We start from the raw sequence: 22,277 nt of genomic DNA, 5'->3' as shown, positions 1-22,277 counted from the left end.
GACGGTGTATCGGATGGCTAGGGGACATTGGGGGAGGCCATGAGTACGGGCACGGGTGGTGCGCTGGAGGGGTTGGACTTGGCGGACGCAGTCACGCTGCTTCGGGACCAGGTTGTCGAGGCCCGGCGGCGGCTTGCCGACCCCGCAGGCCCCGGCGCCCAGGGGGTCGAGTTCACGCTGGGGGACATCACGTTGGAGCTGGGTCTGGAGCTGACCGGCACCAAGGGGGTCAACGGCGGGCTGAGCTGGAGCGTGCTGAGCCTGGGCGCGAAGAAGGAGAGCACCAGGCAGGCGACCCACACGCTGACCGTGACACTGAAGCCGCACCACACCGGCGGCGGCGACGTCAACGTCCGCGACGTGGAGTAGTCCGCCGCCGGAACGTGTTCCGCACCGGGGTAGAGAGGGCAGAGGGGGGATTGTGGTGGAGCTGGACCGACGTGTGCAGATCCGAGTGAGCCTGGCGGGTCTGGACGGACGGGGCTTCGGGTCGGGGTACCTGGTAGCGCCGCGGCTGGTGCTGACCGCAGCCCACGTCCTGGACGATATGGACACCACCGCCCCGGGCGCGGTCACCGTCTGCCGGCCCGACACCAGCGGGCAGGAGTTCACCGCCACCGTGCGCTGGCAACGCCAGGACGAATCGGTGGACGCGGCACTGATAGAGGTCCGCGAGGGCCAGGACTGGCCGGTCCCGCAGTCCCTGACGGACGTGCTGACCCGCCCGCCGCAGCGCTACGGCCTGCTCATCGGCACCCGCACCCACCCGGTCACCCTGACCGGCTTCCCCCGCCTGCAGAAGGACCCCGACAGCGGGCGGCGCCTGGACGAGCAGGTCACCGGCAGCATCACCCCCGGCACAGGCTCCCTGGACAACCGCTACGAGATCCTCAGCACGGACCCCCTTCCAGCCGCCGACACCGCGCCCAACCATCCCAGCGGCTGGTCGGGCATATCCGGCGCCGCCGTGCTGGCCGGGAACAGCCTGGGCGAGGACCTGCTGTGCGCGGTGGTGCGCCGCGACCGCCGCGCCAGCGGCGGCACCCGCTTGACCGCCACCCCCGCCGCACTGCTCCTGGCCGACGACGACTTCCGCACCGTTGTCACCGAGCACTCCGTCTGGGAGCCGGTCCTGGAACCCTTGGAACCCGCCAACCTGCTGACACCAGTCGCGGCCGCCCGCGACCTTGACTCCCCGGCCGCGTTGCTGCGCGCGGATGCCGAAGCCGTGCCATTCCACGGCCGCGCCGGCGAACTCGCGGACCTGCAAGCCTGGTGCCACACCGGCCCTCCCTCCATCGCGATTCGTGTGCTGACCGGGCCCGGCGGGCAGGGCAAGACCCGCCTGGCCCGCCGCCTGACTGACCTCCTCAGCCACCAGGGCTGGGTCACCGGACACCTGCGCTCCGACCTGACTGACTACGACACCCCACCCGACCTCACCACCCTGAACACCGCCCTGCCCCTGCTCCTGGTTATTGACTACGCCGAAACCCGCCCCCGCCTGCTCCGCCGCCTGATAACCCACCTGCACCGCACCCGCCACCCCGCCCGACTACTGCTCTTGGCCCGCTCGGACGGCGAATGGCGCACCGACTCCCTCAGCGCCACCCGGCCGGTCAGCGCCCTGCTCGCCGCTGCCCCGGTCACCGCCCTGAACCCGCTGATCCCCGGCAGTCGCCCCGCCTCGGAGCGTCAGTCAGCGTTCACGCGGGCAGCGAACGGCTTGGCCCGGCTTCTGCCTGCGGTCCCCACCGTGCCCGCGCACGACTGGCAGCGTCTCGCCACCCGCCTGCAGCCCGCCGACGACTTGGGCGACCCCCGCTTCGACAACGCCCTCACCCTGCAACTGGCTGCCCTGGTTGCCCTGCTCCAGCAGGGACCGTGGCCTGCCGCTGTAGTGCCCGGCACCCCGGCCGAGGAGATCCTGCTGCAGCATGAAAAGCGGTTCTGGGAGGATAGTGCCGAGGCCCCCGCCTTCAAACTGGGACTGCCCACCACCACCCTGGCCGCAGCCGTCGCCGTGGCGTCCCTGGCCGGGGCCGCCGACCAGCAACAGGCTGTCACCGTCCTGCGGACAGTCCCGGTGCTGCCCGGCGACAAGGCGATCCAAACCGCGGCCTGGCTCGCACGCTTGTACCCGGCAGACGGAGAGCGCTACTGGGGCTCCCTGCAACCCGACCGCCTCGCCGAATACCACGCCTCACACTACGTCACCCACGGCACAATCCCGTTGCAGGTCCTTCTCGGTGTGGCCAGCCCCGAACAGCAGGCCCAGAGCGTCACCGTCCTGGCCCGCTCCGCCATCGCCCACTACAACGGCCGCCGCACCGCCGATAGTGACCACGTCCTGCAGACCCTAGACACGGCCCTGGACACCGTTCCCCTCACCCACCAGGCCCTGCAGTCCGCGGCAGCGGCACTCCCCCACCCGTCGCGCATCACCAACTCCCTGGCCGTGCGCCTCACCACATCCCTTACCCACGCCGACAAGCAAGCAGCGGCCGACAATCCGGCCGCCCACGGGCCCGCCCTCGCCGGCTCGCTGTCCAACCTCGGTATCCGGCTGTCGGAGGCGGGTCGGCGCGCTGAGGCCCTGGCCGTCACCCAGGAGGCGGTGGAGATCTACGGTCGGCTCGTGGCCGACAGCCTGGCCGACAGTGCGGCCGCCTACGAGCCCGCCCTCGCCGGCTCGCTGTCCAACCTCGGCACCCGGCTGTCGGAGGCGGGTCGGCGCGCTGAGGCCCTGGCCGTCACCCAGGAGGCGGTGGAGATCTACGGTCGGCTCGTGGCCGACAGCGCGGCCGCCTACGAGCCCGACCTCGCCACCTCACTGTCCAACTTTGGCACCCGGCTGTCGGAGGCGGGTCGGCACGCTGAGGCCCTGGCCACAGAACAGGAGGCGTTGGGGATCCGGCGTCGGCTCGCGGCCGACAACCCGGCCGCCTACGAGCGCGACCTCGCCGGCTCGCTGTCCAACCTCGGCATCCGGCTGTCGGAGGCGGGTCGGCATGCTGAGGCCCTGGCTGTCACCGAGGAGGCGTTGGGGATCCGGCGTCGGCTCGCGGCCGACAACCCGGCCGCCCACGGGCCCGACCTCGCCGGCTCGCTGTCCAACCTCGGCATCTGGCTGTCGGAGGCGGGTCGGCGCAGTGAGGCCCTGGCTGTCACCGAGGAGGCGGTGGGGATCCGGCGTCGGCTCGCGGCCGACAACCCGGCCGCCTACGAGCCCGCCCTCGCCACCTCACTGTCCAACCTCGGCATCCGGTTGCCCGAGGCGGGTCGGCATGCTGAGGCCCTGGCTGTCACCGAGGAGGCGTTGGGGATCCGGCGTCGGCTCGCGGCCGACAACCCGGCTGCCCACGAGCCCGACCTCGCCACCTCACTGTCCAACCTCGGCATCCAACTGTCGGTGGCGGGTCGGCGCAGTGAGGCCCTGGCTGTCACCGAGGAGGCGGTGGAGATCCGGCGTCGGCTCGCGGCCGACAACCCGGCTGCCCACGAGCCCGACCTCGCCACCTCACTGTCCAACCTCGGCAACCGGCTCCCCGAGGCCGGGCGACACGCTGAGGCCCTGGCCGTCACCCAGGAGACAGAGGAGATTTACCGTCGGCTCGCGGCCGACAACCCGGCCGCCCACGAGGCCGCCCTCGCCGGCTCGCTGGCCAACCTCGGCATCCGCCTGTCGGAGGCGGGTCGGCACGCTGAGGCCCTGGCCGTCGAACAGGAGGCGTTGGGGATCCGGCGTCGGCTCGCGGCCGACAACCCGGCTGCCCACGAGCCCGACCTTGCCACCTCACTGTCCAACCTCGGCATCCAACTGTCGGAGGCGGGTCGGCATGCTGAGGCCCTGGCTGTCACCGAGGAGGCGGTGGAGATCCGGCGTCGGCTCGCGGCCGACAACCCGGCTGCCCACGAGCCCGACCTCGCCACCTCACTAACCATATGGGCCGTGCTCCTAGCGACCGGAGGCGATCTGTCTGGGGCGCTACGTGCCATAGGAGATGCGGTGGAGTCCTACCGGCGTCACATCGCCGCGATGCCCTTCTTGCTTCCGCAACTCCACACGGTGTTGGGCCTTCAGTCGCAAGTTCTAGACGCACTCGGACGCCCGCAGGACGCGGTTGTGGTGCGGAACTGGATCGAGGCGAATCCGCTGCCGCCTGACTCTCACAATTGATCATCTGTGAGAGTTCTGCGACGGACCCCGGAGCGATCACGTTTCCGCAGGTCGCTGTTCGCAAAAGTCCTCTCGAAACCTGCGTGTTATGCGAGGCACTTCTGAGAGACTTCCGCCCATGGATTTGACGCCCGATCAGGCCGCGCTCGCGGTTGAACGCCACGACTGCCCGAACTGCGGCGTGCCCGCCGGCAGCGCCTGCCGGACCCGCGGCGGGAAGACCGCCGCGAAGTACCACACCCCCCGCTTCGTCCTGGTCCCCGCGCTCCGCGAGGAACTGGAGATTCTGGTGCCAGCCGACCGGCAGCCGGGCCGGACCTGGAAGGCGGCCCCCGCCCTTGCCGTTGTGCCCGCGCCTCCCGGCGAGCGGCCGATCCGGATCGGGTACGCCCGGACATCGACCGCACGCCAGGAACTGGCCAGTCAGCTCGAAGCCCTGCGCCGGGTCGAGTGCCACAAGGTCTTCTCCGAGCAGATCAGCACCAGGGTCAAGGTGCGCCCCGAACTGGAGAAGGCACTCGCGCTGGCCCACCAGTTCAAGGAAGCCGCGCCCGAGGCGCCGGTCGTCTTCACGGTCCACGAGCTCAAGCGTCTCGCGCGCAACGCAGCCGAGCTGATGACGCTGTCCGCCCAGCTCCAGGCCGGTGGCATCCAACTCGAACTCCTCACTGGCCCGCTCACCGGCGTCTATGACCCCAACGGCATGGGCGCCATGTTCTTCGCCGTGCTCGCGGTCGCCGGGCAGATCGAGCGCAACTACATCCGCGAGAAGACCCTCGAAGGGCAGGTCATCGCCGCAGCCAAGGGCAACCACGGCGGTCGGCCGAAGGTCATCGACGACGACATGCTCACCTTCGCCGTCGCGCTCAAGGACAAGGGCATCCCCGTCCCGGAGATCGCGAAGAAGCTCACGATCAAGACCGGGAAGAACGCGGGCAGCAACCCATCAGTCGCCTCGCTGTACCGAGCACTCGCCGAAGCCGAAGCCACCCTTTCGGGAACGGATGGGCCAGCCCAGACACCTTGATCCTTCTCATCGTGAATTCCTGTACCGGAACTACTCACGCCCGGACCTGGGACCGCTGCCCGACGACATCACCGTGCACCTGGACGCCGGCTACGACTCGGACAAGACCCGCACCCTGCTCGACGAACGCGGCCTGCACGGCCGCATCGCACAGAAGGGCGAGAAGGCGCCGATCCAGGCAAGCCAGAGGTGGCACGTCGAACGGACCCACGCCTGGCAGAACGCCTTCCAACGACTCGCCCGCTGCTATGGAACGCAGGGCCACCGTCATCGACGCCTTGTTCGACCTCGCCGACACCATCATCACCGTGCGCAGCCTGATCCGACAGGCATGGACGACCCACCGCTGGGACGAACGCCCGAACCGCCGCCCATGAGCACACGCCTACCTGCGCGACCTCTAAGCCAAAACGGCTTGGAGCATCAGGGTTTTGACGTACACCAGGCTGGACCGCAGGATCCGCGGGCACAACGCGGCCATCTCGACCTCCTCTCGGCGGTCGGTGGAGATCTCGCCGCCCTTGCCGTAGTAGATCACTGCGTTGGCCCGGTTCCAGGACTCGATGACGTTCAACCCTCCTCGATCTCGCGCTGCAGGCCCCGTCATCGGGTGGTCCTCGCGGGCCTACCGCCCTTGACCTGCCGGTGGCGGGGTCTGCAGATCAGATGACTCCGCTGGTACGTGTCAAGAACCGTCGATCGGCTCCGACCCCACAGTGACGATCCACGTCTCACCACCGTTGTCGACAACACAGGAGGAACACGTGGCTCAGCTGCTGAGAGTCCAGAACATCACCGTCTCGAGTGACGGGATCGGTGCCGGGGAGGACCAGACCCTGGAGAGGCCGTTCGGTCATGTCGAGCCGGAAATGCTGTTCGCCTGGGCCGGCGCCACGGCGAGCTGGCCCATGCGCACCGACCCCGGGGGCAGCCGGGGCCTGGACGACTACTTCACGCGGGACTACGCCCGCAACATCGGCGCCGAGATCATGGGCCGCAACAAGTTCGGTCCCCAGCGCGGGCCCTGGCACAACCACCAGTGGCAGGGCTGGTGGGGCGAGGAGCCCCCGTTCCGCACCCCGGTGTTCGTCATGACCCACCACAAGCGTCCATCGTTCACCCTCTCCGACACCACGTTCCACTTCGTCGACGGCGACCCGGCCACGGTCCTGGAACAGGCCCGGGAGGCAGCGCAGGGCAAGGACGTCCGACTCGGCGGCGGGGCTACCACCATCCGGCAGTTCCTCGACGCCGACCTCGTCGACACCCTGCACGTGGCGGTCTCGCCGGTGAAGCTCGGCTCCGGAGTACGACTCTGGGAATCACCCGATGAACTGCTCGACCGGTTCCACCTGGAGGTCGTGCCCAGCCCGAGCGGGGTGACGCACCACTTGTTCTGGCGCAAGTGACCGGCCCTCAGGGCGGTCCTGGCCGGCTGCTTTGCCGGCCAGGACCGCCCTGAGGCGGGCCGCGAGCGATGGCTACTCGGCTCTACTTGTCGGGCTGCGGCAGGACCCGTCGCCTTGGGGCCCCGCCCGGCCTGCGGCGGAACAGCGACGCCGACGCCGACGACGGCATCGGCTGAGTCCTCCAGGCCGCCGAGCAAGCGCCCCTTCCGGGCCCTCGACCTGCCGGGTAGGAGCGCTTCGTATTCTCCCTTCCAGGTAGTCGGTTGCCGCCACCCCCTGGTCAGGGCCACAGGGGCGTGGGTGAGCCGTCCGGGTTCAGTCCGTGCGGCCATTTCTCGGTGAACAGCCGTCCCTCCACCGAGATGAGATTGGCCTACGCCGAGGCGGCGGGCGTCCATCGCGGCCTCGAGCAGGGCTCTGACGGTAGGGGTGCCGTATTCGTAGCGGTGCAGGGAGTTCGGGTGCGCCAGCGAGGTCCTGGGTGACCCGCCCGTGTCCACGCGCACGGGTCAGGGCGTCGGCCAGCAGCAGGTCACCGTCTTGGGCCAGGACGGCCGCGGCAGCGATTGCCTGCGTCGGTGGAGCGGTAGGTCAGCGGCGTCCGGCATCTCAGCTTGACTCTGTCGGATTGTGTCCTGAACACGAAGCACCGACCCATTGCGTGTGTGCCGCGCGCGTGCAGTCCAAGCGCCGGGCGCGCGCTGCGGGTGCGCCCCTTGTACGGCCTGCCGCACAACCCCCATCAGGGTGTTGACTGAAAGCTGCTTCTGTGCAGTCGGGACGCCGCCGGCAGGGGCACGGGGAGCCGCAGTGCAGTCGGCCTCGGCTGGCCGACTGAACGACGAGCGAGGAGCCTGCGACGATGCACCATGCCCAGGACCGGCGCCTGCCGGAGATCCAGGTAGTTGACAGTCCGCGTATCGATCCGTATCGCGACAAGGTCGTCTACACATACGACGACCCGCCGCACATGTGGCACAAGGCGCTGGGGGAGGGGAATCTGCTGTTCCAGTTCGGTCTGTTCGACGCGGCCGAGCTTGCGCGTGGGCCGACGGCGGGTTCGGTGGGCCCGTCGGAGGTGCGGCACTTCGGGCGGCAGCTGGAGTTGGCGGGGCTGGTCGGCCCGAGTCGGCCGCAGATGAACCGGATCCTCGACTTAGGGTGCGGGTGGGGGTTTATCAGCCGGTATCTGGCGCGACGCTTCCCGGAGTGCCGCCGCATCGATGCTGTGAACATCAGTGAGCGGCAGCTCGGCTACTGCGCCGAGAAGGTCGCCGAAGAGCAACTGGGCGACCGGATCGAGCTGTTCCTGTGCGACGGGCAGGACGTGGACCTGCTGCCCGACCCGGAAGTCCCGTACGACCTGGTGGTAGTGCGCGGGGTCTACACGCACTTTCTCAACGACGTGTTCGAGGCGTCGGTGAGCGCGGTGGCCAAGCGGTGCGCGCGCGGCAGCACGGTGGTGATCTCCGACACCCTGTACAAGACCGATCTGACGTCGTACCGGCCCGCCATCGAGGACACCGCGGACCGGCTCGCGTGCGGCAACCGCAAGTCCCCCGGCCATTTCGTCCGAGCTCTGGAGGCGCACGGCCTGGTGCTGCAGGACATGCGGATCATGCCGTCGAACGCGGAGGTCGTGCACTGGTTCCAGAAGGTGCGGCTCAACATCGAGCGGCACTTCCCCGACGGGGTGAGCGGGCCGATCGAGGAGTTACGAGAGATGGCGATCAGCTTCTCGGTCACGTTGGAGCAGGACCAGGCGTCGGTGTACAGCATCGTCACCCGCCGCGCGGCCTGAGAGCAGAGGGCTTCCACTATGACCACCGCACCCGATTCCGCCGACGGCGAGGGCAGTGTTCCTCCGTCGGCCATGTCCGCCACCTGCTGTGCGGGGTCCGACGAACTCCTCTTGCGGGCACGCGACCTGACAACACCCCTGCTCCGCTCTGGCGTCGACACCCTGCCGGGCACGATGCGGCAGGTCTTCGGCTACCACCCGGGCTGGTGGGACAAGGACGGCACCCCTGCGACGCGCGGGCAGGAAAGGCCCTGCGCCCGGCACTGGCGTTGGCCGCCGCTCGCGCGACCGGGGAAGAGGACCCTGGGCCGGTACGGCCCGCCGCTGCGGCGCTTGAACTCCTCCGCGTTTTCACGCTGCTGCATGACGACGTCATGGACAAGGACCCGGTACGACGCCACCGGTCGGCCGCGTAGCGGGTGTTCGGTACCGCCGACGCGATCCTGGTCGGCGACGCGCTGCAGGCCCTGGCCTGCTCGGCCCCGGCGCATGCGTACGCCTGGCGGCCTGCGTGGCCGAACTGTTCGAGGGGCAGCACGCGGACTGCGCCTTCGAGCGGGAGGACGTCGCTGTGGCGCAGTGCCTGGCGATGGCCCGCTGCGCATCGCGGTCATGGGCTGCGTCGTCAACGGCCCCGGCGAAGCACGCGAAGCCGACCTTGACGTCTCCTGCGGCAACGGCAGAGGACAGATCTTCATCGCCACCGTCCCCGAGTCGAGGATCGTCGACGCCCTGCTGGAAGAGGCGCTGACCATCGTTCCTCCCCCGGACACCGACGTACCGCCGCAGCATCCGTCGCAGGAGAGGACCACCACATCATGACCGACCAGCCCACTGCCGCCGACGTCGCAGCCATGTACGACCATTTCACCGACCTCCTGGAACACGCCCTCGGCGGCAACATCCACCTCGGCTACTGGGACGACACCCAGGACACCGCACCGATCGGCCAGGCCACCGACCGCCTCACCAGGCTGGTCGCCGAGCGTCTGGCCCCGGCCGCGGGTGACCGGGTCCTGGACCTGGGATGCGGAACCGGCAAACCGGCCGTCGACATCGCCGCCGCCAGCGGCGCCCGCATCACCGGCATCACCGTCAGCGCACACCAGCTCGATGGCGCCCGGCAGCGCACGCCCCTCCCTGTCGGCCGAGGCAGTGCCACCTTCGAGCTCGCGGACGCGACGGCGCTTGCCTTCGAGGACGCCTCCTTCGACGGCGCCTACGCCATCGAGTCCATCCTCCACATCCAGGACAAGAAGACGGCGCTCGCCCACGTGACACGCACATTGCGGCCCGGCGGACGGCTGGTCGTCGCCGATATCTTCAGGAAAGGACAGTCCACAGCCGCTGAGGCCGAACTCATCGAGCAGGTGACCGGTCTCTTCCAGATGACCGTCATTCCGACCCAGGCCACATGGCACACACTCATCGGACAAGCCGGACTGAAACTGACCGAGTTCACCGACATCGCCGACCACGTGCGCAGGGGCTTCGACTCGGTGGTGGCCCTCTTCCGCGACACGGCCCAGGCCCAAGGCGGGCATACCGCCGACGAACTGACGTCCGCCGCCGATCTGGTCGAACGCTTCAGCCGCCTCCCGCAGCTTGGCTACGTCCTGCTCACTGCGGACCGTCCTTGAACAGCTCCACCCCACTGGTCTTGAGGCAGGGGCACGACGCTGGGACCCCGCCCCGAGAACGGACGCCGTTCGGACACTGCCGACCTCGACGACAAGGACCCGTGTGATGACTGCCCCTCCGCGCCCCGGAACCGGCCCATTGGACATTCCCACAGCTTCCGGCGGGCTGCCCCTCATCGGTCACCTGCACCGTTTTGCAGCCAACCCGCTGCGCGCCTTCGAGGAACTGCGTTCGGCCGGCCCCCTGGTCCGCATCCGGATCGGGCCACGCACCGTGTACGTCGTCAACTCGGTAGAACTCGTGCACCACATGCTGATCACGGGCCGCGCCGACTACGACAAAGGCGGCTCGTACATGGACCCGCTGCGCGAACTGATGGGCGACAGCCTCGCCGTGTGCTCCGACGACGTGCACCACGTCCAGCGGCCCTTGCTGCAACCCGCCTTCCACCGCTCCCGCCTTCCCGGCTACCTGGAAGGGCTGGCAGAGGTGGCCGTACAACAGGTCGAGTCCTGGCATCCCCAGCAGGTCCTGGACGTCAATGAGGAGATGGACCGGCTGTCCACGGGCGGGCTGACCCGGTCGATCTTCCGCGACCCGGTCGCCACGCGCAGTGTCCAGCAGTTCCAGCGCGATCTCCCCCTCGTCCTGGACGGCTTCGCCCTGCGCGTCGCGCTGCCCGCTCTGGGCCGACTGCCACTGCCGGTCAACCGGCGCTTCGACCAGGCCGTGCGACGAAGCCAGGAAGCCTTCCGCGAAATGATCGCCCACCGCCGCGCACACCCGGGAGACCACGACGACCTGCTCACATTCCTGCTGTTGCCCGAGCATCACGACAAGGGACTGCTCACCGACGAGCTGGCGGCACTTCACCTGTGGGGATTCATGATCGGAGGAATCGAGACCACTGCCTCACTGCTCTCCTGGACCCTCCACACCCTGGCCACCCGGCCCGACCACCACCAGCGCGTCCGCGAGGAGATCGACACCGTCCTCGGCGGAAGACCTCCCACCTACCAGGACACCGCCCACCTGCCCTACGTACACAGCCTGTTCACCGAGATGCTCCGGCTGTACCCGCCGGTGTGGCTGCTCAGCCGCACCACGAGGCGCGCCACCGACCTCGGTGGCCACCGGCTGCCCGCCGGCGCGGACGTCGTCTTCAGCATCTGGACACTGCACCGCGACCCCACCGTGTTCCACGATCCCGGCACACTCGCACCCGACCGCTGGCAGGACAACCGCCCGCCGAACGCGCACCGCCCCGGATACCTGCCCTTCGGCGCCGGCTCACGCAAGTGCATCGGCGACTCCTACGCAGTGGCCATGGCAACCCTGACCCTCGCGGTCATCCTTCAACGCCACACCCTGATCCCGGCGCCGGACAGCAACCCCACCCCCCGCGCCCGCATGGCCCTGCGTCCGGCCGGCCTGCGACTGACCGTTCAGCCCCGTACCCCGGTGTGATCCTTCCTACCCACTTCCTGCCTCCACGGAGAGACACATGCCCGACATGCCGACGAACCTCCCGCCGCTCTACGCGCCCTTCCCCTACGCGATCCACGACGCCGCGGATCACGTCGAAAAGGGCACCGTGGAATTCCTCGACCGCTTCCAGCTCTACTGGGACGACGCCCAGCGCACCCGCATGGTGGAGATCCGCAACGGCTACCTCGCCGCCATGCAGGCACCCGAGGGCCCCGTCGACCGACTGCAGTGCCTGGCCGACTTCTGCACCTGGGCCTTCGCCTGGGACGACGAATACTGCGACGAACGCCCCATCGCCCACCGGCCCGGCGACTACGCTGTCGCCAACGCCCGCCTCCAGCGCGCGATCGAGATCGCAGAGTACCCCCTGGACCCCACCGACCGGTACGGAGCGGCCCTCCACGACATTCGGATCCGCCTCGACGCCTGCGCCGACCCCGGTGCAGGCGAAGACTTCACCGACTGGGTCCTAGCCTATCTGCGCACGGAGATCCGCAGGGTCACACTCGCCGCCGCCGGACTGCGTGAGGACCCCAGCGCCTACGTACACACCCGCCTCGTATCCGGCGGAGGAATGGTCTTCCCCCGGCTCTCGGCGACCGTCACCTGCGGTTCCGTCCCCGGCTCCTACCGCACCGACCGCCGCGTGCGCGCACTCACCGAGATGTCCGCACTCCTGGTCGACGTGGAGAACGACGTCTTCTCCCTCCCGAAGGAACTCGAACGGAACCTCGACGGCAAGATGGAGAACCTGGTCATCCTCCTGTCCACAGAGCAAGGTATCCCGGTTTCCCAGGCCCTCGACGAAGTGGTCTCCCTCGTCCACCGCACCGCGGGTCTCTACATGCGTCTGCACGACAACCTCCTCTCCGATGCCCCCGCGGAACTCGCCCGGTACGTACGGAGCATCGACAGCTACTGGAACGGCTGCAACCGCTGGCAGCGCGACAGTCCCCGCTATCTCCACCGAGACGGTCCTGACGGAGACGTCCAGCCTCGCGAACTCACCGAAACGCTCACCGGTGCGAGCACCGGAGCACCGCCGCTGCCCCACATCGCCTGGTGGTGGGAGTACGACCCGGCCCGTGGTTGAGGGAACTCCTGCACCGCGTCGTGTGGATGGGCGAGGCAATCGGCGCCCCGGGGAACATGGACCTCGAACGCTTCGGCAGACACTGGAAGCAACTGGGGGCTCGTTCGTTATTTGGCCGCTGCTTCTGTTGCAGGTGGTCGTTGTTGCGGTACGGGGTCCTCGGATGAATCCGACGTGGATGTCGTTTCGGCCTCAGCCGCAGCTTGTCACGCCTGTGCGGGCGGAGTGTCGGTCCGGGCTTCGTTGAGGCGCTGCTGCTCGGCGGCAGCGAGGTATCGCTGGGATCCGGAGGGGGTCATGCCGAAGAGGTCCCACACACGACGCACGTCGCCGCCGGTGGCGAGGGCTTCGTCGAGGATGCGGTCCTCGCGGATGGCTCTGGCCGAAATCCCCAGCACACCGGTGGCCCAGACGTTGCTGGTCGGTTCGGTGTCGTAGGCAGTCTGATGGTTGATGAACAAGTGCGGCTTCGCGGTCCGGGGCCATCTTTGGGCGCGATAGTCCAGGTAGTCCGCGAGTCGCTCGCGCACGGGAGCGGCCAGGAGGATGACCCGGTGGTCCTGGTGGAGGCGGCCGTCGTGAATGTCGGTGGTCAGGACTTCGCGGAGGTCTTGGACGCTGAGCGCGTGGAAGGCGATCAGCGCGCCCAGGACGGCCCGGACGGGATCGGGGTCTCGCAGGCGTTCCTCCACGAGATCCGGGGCGAGCTGCTGGGGAACACGCCGGACGATGACACTGCCGAGCTTCCTGGTCGGGTTCTGGAACACCAGTTGGTGGGCCTTGAGGGCGCGGAACAGGGATCGGACGGCCGTGATGGCCGCGGCGTGCTGGGCGCCCTCGGCGGGCAGGGCGTCCAGGATCTCCTGCTGGGTGACCTCTCGGAGGAACTCGTGGCTGGTGGCCCAGATCTGGGCCAGGGGCACGATGGCGCGGGCGTAGTTGCGTATGGCCGAGTGCGAACGCAGTGGTTTGAACCGCGGGGGCGTGGTGCGGCCGTTCTGAATCGTCTCCAGCCACGTCCGCAGCTCGTCGCGTACGTGCTCGGGGAGTTCCGCGGTCTTGTCGGCGAACCAGGTCTCGGTGCCGTTGCGCGGCAGGTCGTCGTCGAGGAACCCGGCTTCGGCCAGGACAGCGGTGGCGTGTTTGACCGTCACACCGTTCATCGAGGCCAACGCCTGGACGTCGCTCGCCTTGATCGCGGCGCCGGGTGTGTCCTGCATGGCGACCACGGCGCGAAGGGCGGCGCGCACGGTGGCCTGGACCTGTTTGCTCCATCCCAGCCGCTGCGCGCGCTCACGCGAGAGGGCCGTCAACGCCGCCACCAGTTCTGTGTCGACCGCATCGGGCAGGCGCCCAGGCTTGCAGACCTCCCAGTCACGGTCCGGTGTGAACAGCAGCAGTTGCTGATGCACTGCCGGGACCAGGGGCCATCGGTAGTCGGGCGTCCTTGTTCTGAGCCGTCGATGTTCTTGGCGGTCCCTCAGCGGCACCGAGAGCCGGACCCGACGGTCGCAGTCTCCGAAGAAGAGCTGCTGGCCGTGGCGGTTGGAGCCCTCCAGGTCCAGCTGATGGCCGTGCTTGCCGGCCTGCACGAGTCGGGCCTGGCGGCGGCAGAGCCGACACACCTCGTCCATGAGGTTGGCCGTGCGCCCGCAGATTCGGCACGGCCGCCGATCGGGATGGCGCTTGCGGAACATTCGACAGGCGAGGCAGAACCCCCGGCTCTGGTCGAAGACGCCCCAGGCCAGGCAGTCGGGGCAGGAGGAGGCGAACGCCGGGCGCCCGGGGTGGCACCACAGGCACAGGCCGGCGCTGAAGTAGTTCTCCGTGCTGCCGCAACGGCGGCACGGAGGTGGTGTTCGCGGGCCGCGGGGGTGGCACTGGTGGCAGAAGTCGACGTTCCATCTCATCACCGGTCTGGCGAGGCAGACGGGGCAGGTCCTCGGCTCTTTCATACAGGCGGTGCCGTCCGGTTGCGGCCCAGACGGGGCGCGGGCAGGCAGCTGACCGACCTCGTCGATCTATGCGGATATCCGCATAGATCGACCTATGCCGAGACCGCGACTATGCCGAGGTGACCGTCAGCATGCGTGATCGCGGGCGGCGCGGCGACTGTTCTGCTCGGCATAGTCGCAGGCGGGAGGATCTATCCGGCCCAGGGGTTCGGTCCCTGCTTGAGGATGACAAGCTCGCGTGCCTGGTCGGCGGGCCAGAGGTCGATCCGATAGAGAAAGTATTCGCCAGGGCCGCCGTTGGTGTTGATGTCGGGCGCTTCAGCCGGGATGTAGGAGACCCGGGCTCGCAACAGGCCAGCGGGAACGGTCATGCTGGGCCCGTCCTCCGGGTGGACGCCCGGGCTGGATACTGTGAGTTGACCGGTCGGGACTTCCAGGTCTGTCTCCGCGATGTGCTCGGCCGTCGGCTCGATCATCGGTTCGGACTCATGGACGATGATCAGCGACTCGACCATGTCGTCCCGGGCGGTGCCGACGGAGATCGAGTGCGGCTCCACCCCGATGCGATGGATGTAGACCGCTTCCTGGGTCCAGCCGGCTGGCGGAAGGTCCGGGTCCGTCGCGTGGTCAGCCATCCATGCGTCATAGGGCTCCAAGTCTTGGACGTAGAACTGCCCGTGATCGGCATCGATCAAGAACTTCAACGAAGCATCAGTCACCGCCGCAGGCTATCTGTCGGAGCCGACAGTGCCGATCGAGCTGGGTCTTTGTCTCGGAGACCTCCAGCCCGAGACTGTCTGAGGCTCATGCCTCACAGGCGGTCGAGGAACGCGAGCACCTTGTCGGTGGGCCGATAGCGGCCCGGCCTGGCAGTGACCGGTGCGGTGAGGGCGAGAGCCTGTTCCTTGATGGTCATGTCGGCGTGGACGTAGGCGTCGGTGGAGCGGACGCCGGCGTGGCCGAGCCAGAGCGCGATCACGGTCGTATCGACACCGGCCTGGAGCAGGGACATCGCGCAACTGTGCCGTAGGACGTGGGGGTGGACGCGCTTGTCCAGGAGGGCCGGGCAGGCTTCAGCGGCGGCCTGGACTTGGATTGCCAGGCGCTGATGGCGATATTTGAATTCGGCCACCCCCCGCTCAGGCTCCGGGCAGACCTGCTCACTTCGGTTCCCCACCTGCAGGCCGTTGACCTGCGACGGAGCGTCAGACCTCCGGAGTCGCCCGTTGGACAGCTGCTCTTGAGGGTCGGGGTGACCTGTCCAGGGTGGGCGAAGCCCATCGCGCAGCGACGCCGAAGGCGCCCTTGACGGGGCAGCCCGACCCGGATTCTTGGGAGACGGGCGACTCCGACCAGCAGTTGCACGATCAAGGAAGTGGGATGAAGAGCAAGGGTGGTCGAAATCGGTGATCCCCATCAGTTGCCGCCGCCTATGGCGACACCACGCTGGTGACCCGCGTCGGCGCCGTGCACGCTGACCACGCGGCGGCGGATTCCTCGGTGATCGGAGTCCCCACCTCCTCGTCCACGAACCCGGGACTGGTCACGGCCATGTTCCGGCACGGCCGGATGTCCCACGGCACCAGGCTGATGGACATGGCCACCGGGTCCGGCTACAGCGCCGCCCTGGCCGCCTACCGCCTCGGCGACGCCAACGTGACCACCATGGACATCGATCCCTACCTCACCGAGGCCGCCACCGAGCGTCTGCACAGCATCGGCCTGCGGCCGCAGGTGATCACCGGCGACGGCGCCGGCGAGCTGCCCGACCAGTACGACCGGATCGTGTCCATGGTCTCGGTGCCCCGCATCCCGGCGTCATGGCTCAGCGCGCTGCGGCCCGCCGGACGGCTGGTCACCACGCTGGCGAACACCGGACTCATCCTCGCCGCGGACAAGCAGCCCGACGGCGGGGCCCTGGGTCGGATCGAGTGGGACCGCGCGGCGTTCATGACCGCCCGCACCGCTGCCGACTACCCGGCGATGTTGAACAGCATGTTCGCCGAGGTGCGCGAGCGCGACGGCGAGGACATCTCCCAGAGCCCCTACCCCGTGATCAACGTCCCGCAGGCGTGGGAGGTGTGGTCGATGCTCACGGTCACCGCGCCGGGGATCGAGCACCGGTTGCAGTTGGACGAGGACGGCCGGATCACCGCATGGATGCTGCACGCTGACGGGTCCTGGGCCCGCGCCACCATGCCCGCCGGGGCTACCGGTGCCACGGTGCACCAGGGCGGACCACGCCGGCTGTGGGACATCCTGGACCAGATCCGCCGCCGATGGCTCCATGAAGGATCACTGCCTGTGTACGGCGCCAAGGTCACCATCACGTCCGACGGAGAGACGACGCTCCGCCGCGGGCAGTGGGCGGTCACCCTGTGACCCCCGCAGGCAGGCGTCCCAGGTGGCACCCGCCCACGACCACGCCGGCCCCGCGGGCCGAGCCCTACCAACTCCCCGACGGCCGCAGGTTGGTCGCCCCGCAGCCCGTCCAGACCGCAGCCCTCCAGCTAGGAATGTGGATCATGCTGGACGGTCGGCCCTACGAGATCACCGACATGCGCTCCCGCCCAGAGGGCGGCCGAGTGATCCACCTAGCCAGGCACCCACCACACTCCATGACCAGCCTGGAAAGCGTCCCGGTCTACACCGTGGCCCCCGCGATCCAATCCGGTCGGCACGAGGAGATCCCCACTGGGCCGGAACGCGCCAGCGCCCCAACCCCGGCAGCATGATCGATCTCGGCGCTCCCGACCCCAAGGAGAAGCCCTCGGGCGCGGAGGAGGAGCTCGCCCCCAGCCTCAGGCCGGGCGCTCCTCCGCTGCCGGGCCGTCATGCCTCGCGCACCCTCCGGGCGGACCCCGGCCGTGGCCCGCCCGAACCCCGGAGCCGCGCCCAACCCACCTGCATGTGGCTGGCCTTCGCGGTGCGACCGCTGGTGGCGCTGCTCGCTGGGGTCCTGGGGACCGTGACTGGGCTGCGACCGACGCTGACGTGATCACCGGGCTGCTGGTGGTGCCCATCTGGATGCTGTGGCGCTCCCGATCCGGCACCTGCCCGAGCTGCCCGGAACGAGCACACCGATCGAACCCGTGCGCGCCCCGGCGGCCCGGACCACCGCCTCTCGACCGCACCGAGCCCCTGGAGGCGTGATGACCAGCAGCTCCCCTGCGCAGCCCTGCGCCAGTACGCCGACCCCGGCCGCGGATGTGGCGGACAGCCGTACGGCCCGGGCGGTGCTTTTTGCCGACTCGGCCGTCCTGACCGTGCCCCCCGAGCAGCCGTTCCTCCGGGTCCGGCAGGCGAACTCCGGCTGGGCCGTCCTGCCCGGCGGCAAGACGGAATCCGGCGAGTCCCTGAGGGACATCGCTTGGCGCGAGGCCAGGGAAGAGACCGGTGTCGAGGTCGAAGTGCAGGACCTGCTGGTCCTGAAGTGGCTCAGCGCTACGGCGGGTCCGCCGGCGGGCAGGGAGCACCTGTGCTTCATGTCGACCTTCGCCGCCACCATCCGGGTGGACCAGTTCGACCAGCTGTCTGTCCCGGCCGGGGAACTGCACGAACACCTCTGGTGGACGGTCGAGGAAGCGGCGCAACCAGGGCGAGTCAAACCCGTCGTCCGGCGCAACCTGCGCGCCGCCGTGGACGCGTGGACCGCTGGTATCGGCGCCGTCTACTCGTAGACCTAGCCGGCTGCCGCCCGCACCCGATCCTTACAGCCGACGCAACCCAATGGAGCTCCCCGTGTCCGACAGCGCCTCCCCCCACCTGGCCGATACAGCGACGGCGGATTGCCCCAGCGACCGGGTGCTGGTTGTCGTGCGAGGCCCGAGCGCGGTTGGGAAGACGACCGTCGCCAAGGGATCCGGGCAGCCTACGCCCGACGGCAGGTGGCCCTGGTGCACCAGGACGTCGTGCGGCGGGAACTGCTGCGGGAGCGGGACGTCCCCGGAGGCCACAACATCGAACTGATCTGGCAGATTACCCAGTTCGCCCTTGGGCACGGCTTCCATACGGTCTTGGAGGGCATCCTCGACGCCGACCGCTACGGCGGCATGCTCGCTGACCTGAGTGTCGCCCACACCGGCCCCCAGCACTGGTTCTACCTGCACGCCCCCTTCGCGACCACGGTCGAGCGCCACAGCACCAAGCCCCAGGCCCGCGAGGTGGGCGTCGATCAGCTCAGAAGCTGGTACCGGGAGCTGGACCTGCTGCCCAACGGCGCGGAAACCGTCATCGGCCCGGACAGCACGGCCGAGCAGACCCTCGCCCGGATCCTTGACACCACCCAACTGATGGACCACTAGCCATGACCCGACACCTGACCCGCCCAGAACCCCGCCCGCCGACCTGGCACGGGCCCTCCCCGACACCCGCCTGCCGGGCAGTCGCCACACCGCGACCGCCCGAGGCCCTGCGCCGGTCGCCGGCGCAGTGGACCGCCTGCTCGGACAACAACACGCCCGGTGCACCACGTCCGCTGCAGGATGGCGGTGGTCGCGATGACCAGCGCTGAGGCCACTGGCGTGGCGGTCCTGGTCAACGGGTTGCCGGGTGCTGGAACGTCAACGCTGAGCACCGCCCTGTCCCGGGCGCTGGGGCTTCCGCTGTTCAGCAAAGACGTGATCAAGGAAATCCACGCCGAGACGCTGGGCAGCCATGCGATCGGCTACTCCCAGCGGCGGTGGAACTCGGCTCTGGGTGCCGCCGCCAGTACGACTATGTGGGCACTGCTCGCCCAAGCCCCTGCCGGAGCGGTGCTGGAGTCCAGTTGGCGGGCGGACGTGCGAGAGCTGGCACTGCAGGGCCTGAGCGGTGCCCCGCATCTGCGGCCTGTCGAGGTCTGGTGCCAGGTACCGCTGCAGGTGGCACGGGCACGGCTCGAAGCGCGCCTGCTGCGGCATCCGATCCACGGGGAACAGCCCGGCGACACCGAATGGGACAGCTGGCACGAACTGGCTCGACCCCTCGCGCTGGGACCGGTCCTGCGCGTGGACACCACCGCGTCGGTGCACATCGCTGCCGTTGCGGCCCAGATCGCCGACCTGGCGCGCGAAGGACCCGCCGGCCGCGCGAACACCACATCACCGCGCTCCTGACCCTTTCCCTCTCCTCCCGGCACATCACCCGCAACGATCACGGAGGCACCTGTGGCACCGCCCAGCACCGCCCAGCACGGCACCCCGGCCTACTGGTCCGCTCTGTACGACAAGGGCCACCCCTTCGCACCGCTCACCGAGGAGGAGAAGGCGCTCCTGGCCGCCTTGGCCAGCACGCCGGGGACAAAAGCGCTGGACCTGGCCTGCGGCACCGGCAGCGTCACCCGATACTTGGCTGAAGTCGGCTTCGACGCACTGGGGTTGGACTTCTCCGAATCGGCCATCGCCAGCGCCACCGCCGCGACGCCGGAGGACATGGGCGCCACCTATGTGTGTGCGGACCTGGCGGATGTGCCCGATCTGGTGGAGCCCGGCTCGCTGGCGCTGGTGGTCTGCCGACTTGCCGTGGCCTTCCTCGACGGACCCCTACTGCTGGACCGCGTCCGCCACTGGCTGGAGCCCAGCGGCACCTTCATGATCGTGGTGCCCGACCGCCAGCACCTGGACCCCACCCGGCGCACCATCTACCTGGACGAGACGCAGCTCGCGGACATGACCCGCGGCTGGGCCACCGTCGAGCGGCACCACACCGGGCGGCTCCTGATCCTGGTCCTGCGCAATTGGGCACCCACCCATCGCGCCGCCGAGAAACGCACCCCGAGGCCCAACTCCCTGTTCGGGGTGGCAATCGTGGTGCAGGACCCGCAGACCGGAAAGATCCTGCTCGGCCACTCCGCCCGGTTCCCCGGCCTGCTGGAAGCCGTCGGCGGCAAACTGGAGACCGGCACCGTGGTGGAGGACCTGCGGCACACCGCCGCCCGGGAACTCGAAGAGGAGACGGGACTCAAGGCAGATCCCGCCGATGTTCAGCTGCGGTCGGTGCTGATCGATCAATGCGGCGTGCCCAGGGTCACGGTCGCCGCCTACATCAGCAAGTTCAGCGGGCAGCCGCGCGCCACCGAGCCGGACCTGATCGGCGCCTGGGAATGGTTCCCGGTCGGCGAGCCGCTGCCCGGGGGCGTGTTCAAGCCGACGCTGGACATTCTGGCGACCTGCTTCCCCGAGCACTTCCACGCCGACCGGCCCGCGCGGCGCTACGACCTGCACCACTCCTATACGACCTTGCCGGCAGCACGCATACCTGCGGCACCCGGGGAACTCAGCCCGGAGCACTACGCTGCCAGCCGCTCGGCGACCTGGTCGTCCTCCGCGGTCCTGTTCACCGACCCGCACGGCCGGGTGCTGCTGCTGGAGCCCACCTATCGGCCCTCGTGGGTGCTGCCCGGCGGCGGCAATGAGATGGGCGAGCATCCCGACCAGGCAGCCAGCCGCGAGATCCGCGAGGAACTCGGCCTGGAACGCACCTTCACCCGCATGCTGGTCATGGACACCGTCCCGCCCAACACCCCGGAGGCCAACCCGCGCTGGGCCTTCCCCGGCGCCACGCACACCGTGTGGGACGGCGGCGAACTGAGCGAGCGACAGATCGCGGACCTTCGCATGAGCCACGAATCGGTGGCGGCCCGGCTGCTGGAGCCGGCGGACCTCCCTGACCGGATGACACCGGGCGAGGCCCGCAGAACGATGGCGGCTCTGCGCGCCCGCATCGACTGCACCACTGCGGTCCTGCGCGACGGGCACCCGCTCACCCCCGGAGTCCTGGACCGCTACGCGGCGCTACGCGAGCCCAGGCCCCCGCGCCGGACCTGGACCTGGTACCCCGGTGAAGCCGTTCCCGAAGGGCTGACGGTGCGCCAGGGCTGGGGCTGGTGCGTGGGTGATGACGGCCGCGTCATGGTGCTGCTCGATCCCGAAACGGGCTTGGCCTCGCTGCCCGGCGGCACGCTCGACGGAACCGAGGACGCTGCCGCGGCCCTGCGCCGGGAGGCCGCCGAGGAGGCACAGATCCGTATCGCCGATCCGGTCATCCTGGGCTACCTGCTGGACGCCGACGACCCCCACAACCCCATTGCCCGGGTAGGGATGGCAGCCACGGTGCGCAGCGTGCTACCCACTGCCCCCGACCTCTCCAGCGGCCGGCAGCTCGTTCGTTTGTGGGCCAGCCTGTCCCAGGCGGCTCAACTCCTGGGCTGGGGACCGGCAGGCACCGCTCAGGCCCAGGCCGTAACGCGGGTGGCTGCCACGGTCTACGGACTGCCGATCCCGTTGCCCAGCCCCGTCAGCGAAGTACCCCGGGACGGGGTGGCCTTGTGAGCCGTCCAGCCGAACCCGGCGCCGAACGGGCCGCCCGCCAGGACCTCCTGGCGCCTCTCGGCGGCATCGAGCCGACCGGCGTCGTCGAGGAGCAGATCTGGACACGGCGCGTCTGTGGGTGAGCAGCGGGGCACCGCTGTGGCGCACACGGTCGCTGGACGAGCCGTCGATGCACTTGGTCAGTTTATGTGTGCCCGTCGACCGGCGCACCGGCGCCATGCTGCTGGCGGCTACCCCACCAGGTACTCGCGGAAACCGCGGCGCTGTGCCAACGTGGAGTGAGGTCGGCCCAGGGCGCCCTGCTGGCGTTGCCGCCAATGGGTTTCCCCGGACCGCCTCCCGCACCCGGCGTGCCTGTCTCCAGGCACCGGGC

20 protein-coding genes and 2 pseudogenes are annotated in these 22,277 nt (G+C 69.4%); 18 read left to right on the top strand and 4 right to left on the bottom strand.

Translation table 11 applies throughout. From position 1 onward, the window contains the following. The first annotated feature begins 39 nt into the window (after window positions 1–39). The 4 genes and pseudogenes from ABH941_RS36860 to ABH941_RS36845 form a co-directional block, all read left to right on the top strand. Window positions 40–369 carry a trypco2 family protein gene (locus ABH941_RS36860; protein WP_370134997.1) on the top strand — a complete coding sequence of 110 codons (330 nt, stop codon included), beginning with the start codon at window positions 40–42 and terminating at the stop codon, window positions 367–369. A gap of 73 nt (window positions 370–442) precedes the next feature. Continuing rightward, the gene (locus ABH941_RS36855) at window positions 443–4,180 is read left to right on the top strand and encodes a tetratricopeptide repeat protein (RefSeq protein WP_370134994.1); all 3,738 of its coding nucleotides are present in this window, start codon (window positions 443–445) and stop codon (window positions 4,178–4,180) included. 118 nt (window positions 4,181–4,298) lie between these two features. Beyond that, a complete protein-coding gene (locus tag ABH941_RS36850) occupies window positions 4,299–5,207 on the top strand; it encodes a recombinase family protein (protein ID WP_370134990.1) in 909 nt (302 codons plus the stop codon). A gap of 46 nt (window positions 5,208–5,253) precedes the next feature. Further along, window positions 5,254–5,584 (top strand): annotated as a pseudogene (locus ABH941_RS36845) (transposase); the annotation flags it as partial. Between the two features lie 23 nt (window positions 5,585–5,607). On the opposite strand, the gene ABH941_RS36840 reads toward ABH941_RS36845, so the two are convergent. Continuing rightward, entirely contained in the window at window positions 5,608–5,781 is a 174-nt protein-coding gene (locus tag ABH941_RS36840; protein ID WP_370134986.1) for a Tn3 family transposase, read from the bottom strand. 190 nt (window positions 5,782–5,971) lie between these two features. Here ABH941_RS36840 and ABH941_RS36835 point away from each other — a divergent pair, with 190 nt between their 5' ends. The 7 genes and pseudogenes from ABH941_RS36835 to ABH941_RS36805 all read left to right on the top strand — a co-directional run bounded on the left by ABH941_RS36835 (window position 5,972) and on the right by ABH941_RS36805 (window position 12,639). After that, window positions 5,972–6,616, top strand: coding sequence for a dihydrofolate reductase family protein (locus ABH941_RS36835; protein ID WP_370134983.1), 645 nt, complete (start codon window positions 5,972–5,974; stop codon window positions 6,614–6,616). A gap of 862 nt (window positions 6,617–7,478) precedes the next feature. Further along, window positions 7,479–8,417 carry a cyclopropane-fatty-acyl-phospholipid synthase family protein gene (locus tag ABH941_RS36830; protein ID WP_370134981.1) on the top strand — a complete coding sequence of 313 codons (939 nt, stop codon included), beginning with the start codon at window positions 7,479–7,481 and terminating at the stop codon, window positions 8,415–8,417. 206 nt (window positions 8,418–8,623) lie between these two features. Then, window positions 8,624–8,833, top strand: a complete 210-nt coding sequence (locus ABH941_RS36825) for a polyprenyl synthetase family protein (protein WP_370134979.1) — start codon at window positions 8,624–8,626, stop codon at window positions 8,831–8,833. A 178-nt stretch (window positions 8,834–9,011) separates the two neighbouring features. Continuing rightward, window positions 9,012–9,239, top strand: a pseudogene (locus ABH941_RS36820) (flavodoxin-dependent (E)-4-hydroxy-3-methylbut-2-enyl-diphosphate synthase); the annotation flags it as partial. Then, entirely contained in the window at window positions 9,236–10,057 is an 822-nt protein-coding gene (locus tag ABH941_RS36815; RefSeq protein ID WP_370134976.1) for a cyclopropane-fatty-acyl-phospholipid synthase family protein, read from the top strand. The pseudogene ABH941_RS36820 and the gene ABH941_RS36815, both read left to right, overlap by 4 nt. A 106-nt stretch (window positions 10,058–10,163) precedes the next feature. After that, window positions 10,164–11,525 carry a cytochrome P450 gene (locus ABH941_RS36810; RefSeq protein WP_370134973.1) on the top strand — a complete coding sequence of 454 codons (1,362 nt, stop codon included), beginning with the start codon at window positions 10,164–10,166 and terminating at the stop codon, window positions 11,523–11,525. A 37-nt stretch (window positions 11,526–11,562) separates the two neighbouring features. Continuing rightward, a complete protein-coding gene (locus ABH941_RS36805) occupies window positions 11,563–12,639 on the top strand; it encodes a hypothetical protein (RefSeq protein ID WP_370134970.1) in 1,077 nt (358 codons plus the stop codon). Window positions 12,640–12,845: 206 nt separating this feature from the next. Here the strand turns inward: ABH941_RS36805 and ABH941_RS36800 are convergent, their stop codons facing one another. The 3 genes from ABH941_RS36800 to ABH941_RS36790 form a co-directional block, all read right to left on the bottom strand. Further along, on the bottom strand, window positions 12,846–14,273 hold the full coding sequence (locus ABH941_RS36800) for a hypothetical protein (protein WP_370134967.1): 1,428 nt from the start codon (window positions 14,271–14,273) through the stop codon (window positions 12,846–12,848). 512 nt (window positions 14,274–14,785) lie between these two features. Then, a complete protein-coding gene (locus tag ABH941_RS36795) occupies window positions 14,786–15,313 on the bottom strand; it encodes a hypothetical protein (protein WP_370134965.1) in 528 nt (175 codons plus the stop codon). Between the two features lie 92 nt (window positions 15,314–15,405). Continuing rightward, on the bottom strand, window positions 15,406–16,011 hold the full coding sequence (locus ABH941_RS36790; RefSeq protein WP_370134961.1) for a tyrosine-type recombinase/integrase: 606 nt from the start codon (window positions 16,009–16,011) through the stop codon (window positions 15,406–15,408). 32 nt (window positions 16,012–16,043) lie between these two features. On the opposite strand from ABH941_RS36790, the gene ABH941_RS36785 reads away from it, so the two are divergent. From ABH941_RS36785 to ABH941_RS36755, 7 genes are all read left to right on the top strand, one after another. Then, window positions 16,044–16,976 (top strand): methyltransferase domain-containing protein, encoded by a 933-nt coding sequence (locus ABH941_RS36785; protein ID WP_370134959.1) that lies wholly within the window; start codon window positions 16,044–16,046, stop codon window positions 16,974–16,976. 349 nt (window positions 16,977–17,325) lie between these two features. Continuing rightward, window positions 17,326–17,592, top strand: a complete 267-nt coding sequence (locus ABH941_RS36780) for a hypothetical protein (RefSeq protein WP_370134956.1) — start codon at window positions 17,326–17,328, stop codon at window positions 17,590–17,592. A 154-nt stretch (window positions 17,593–17,746) separates the two neighbouring features. Then, the gene (locus tag ABH941_RS36775; RefSeq protein WP_370134954.1) at window positions 17,747–18,274 is read left to right on the top strand and encodes an NUDIX domain-containing protein; all 528 of its coding nucleotides are present in this window, start codon (window positions 17,747–17,749) and stop codon (window positions 18,272–18,274) included. A gap of 216 nt (window positions 18,275–18,490) precedes the next feature. After that, window positions 18,491–18,898, top strand: a complete 408-nt coding sequence (locus tag ABH941_RS36770; protein WP_370134951.1) for a kinase — start codon at window positions 18,491–18,493, stop codon at window positions 18,896–18,898. A 195-nt stretch (window positions 18,899–19,093) separates the two neighbouring features. Further along, complete coding sequence (locus tag ABH941_RS36765; RefSeq protein WP_370134948.1) at window positions 19,094–19,690, top strand: AAA family ATPase; 597 nt, start codon at window positions 19,094–19,096, stop codon at window positions 19,688–19,690. Window positions 19,691–19,741: 51 nt separating this feature from the next. After that, window positions 19,742–21,904: an NUDIX domain-containing protein gene (locus ABH941_RS36760; protein ID WP_370134944.1), complete on the top strand. Its 2,163-nt coding sequence runs from the start codon at window positions 19,742–19,744 to the stop codon at window positions 21,902–21,904. Next, window positions 21,901–22,026, top strand: coding sequence for a hypothetical protein (locus ABH941_RS36755; RefSeq protein ID WP_370134942.1), 126 nt, complete (start codon window positions 21,901–21,903; stop codon window positions 22,024–22,026). The genes ABH941_RS36760 and ABH941_RS36755 overlap by 4 nt, the downstream gene beginning before the upstream one ends. Window positions 22,027–22,277 lie beyond the last annotated feature (251 nt).

It is taken from the genome of Streptacidiphilus sp. EB103A (assembly GCF_041261405.1).
Taxonomy (GTDB): Bacteria; Actinomycetota; Actinomycetes; order Streptomycetales; family Streptomycetaceae; genus Streptacidiphilus.
This window is presented reverse-complemented; position numbering and strand designations above follow the sequence as displayed.

Bases quoted from the DNA above. Each gene is read 5' to 3' on its own strand.
- ABH941_RS36860 (WP_370134997.1), top strand. From the start codon at position 40: ATGAGTACGGGCACGGGTGGTGCGCTGGAGGGGTTGGACTTGGCGGAC.
- ABH941_RS36850 (WP_370134990.1), top strand. From the start codon at position 4,299: ATGGATTTGACGCCCGATCAGGCCGCGCTCGCGGTTGAACGCCACGAC.
- ABH941_RS36830 (WP_370134981.1), top strand. From the start codon at position 7,479: ATGCACCATGCCCAGGACCGGCGCCTGCCGGAGATCCAGGTAGTTGAC.
- ABH941_RS36815 (WP_370134976.1), top strand. From the start codon at position 9,236: ATGACCGACCAGCCCACTGCCGCCGACGTCGCAGCCATGTACGACCAT.
- ABH941_RS36810 (WP_370134973.1), top strand. From the start codon at position 10,164: ATGACTGCCCCTCCGCGCCCCGGAACCGGCCCATTGGACATTCCCACA.
- ABH941_RS36805 (WP_370134970.1), top strand. From the start codon at position 11,563: ATGCCCGACATGCCGACGAACCTCCCGCCGCTCTACGCGCCCTTCCCC.
- ABH941_RS36800 (WP_370134967.1), bottom strand. From the start codon at position 14,273: ATGGACGAGGTGTGTCGGCTCTGCCGCCGCCAGGCCCGACTCGTGCAG.
- ABH941_RS36790 (WP_370134961.1), bottom strand. From the start codon at position 16,011: ATGGGGATCACCGATTTCGACCACCCTTGCTCTTCATCCCACTTCCTT.
- ABH941_RS36780 (WP_370134956.1), top strand. From the start codon at position 17,326: ATGATCGATCTCGGCGCTCCCGACCCCAAGGAGAAGCCCTCGGGCGCG.
- ABH941_RS36775 (WP_370134954.1), top strand. From the start codon at position 17,747: ATGACCAGCAGCTCCCCTGCGCAGCCCTGCGCCAGTACGCCGACCCCG.
- ABH941_RS36765 (WP_370134948.1), top strand. From the start codon at position 19,094: ATGACCAGCGCTGAGGCCACTGGCGTGGCGGTCCTGGTCAACGGGTTG.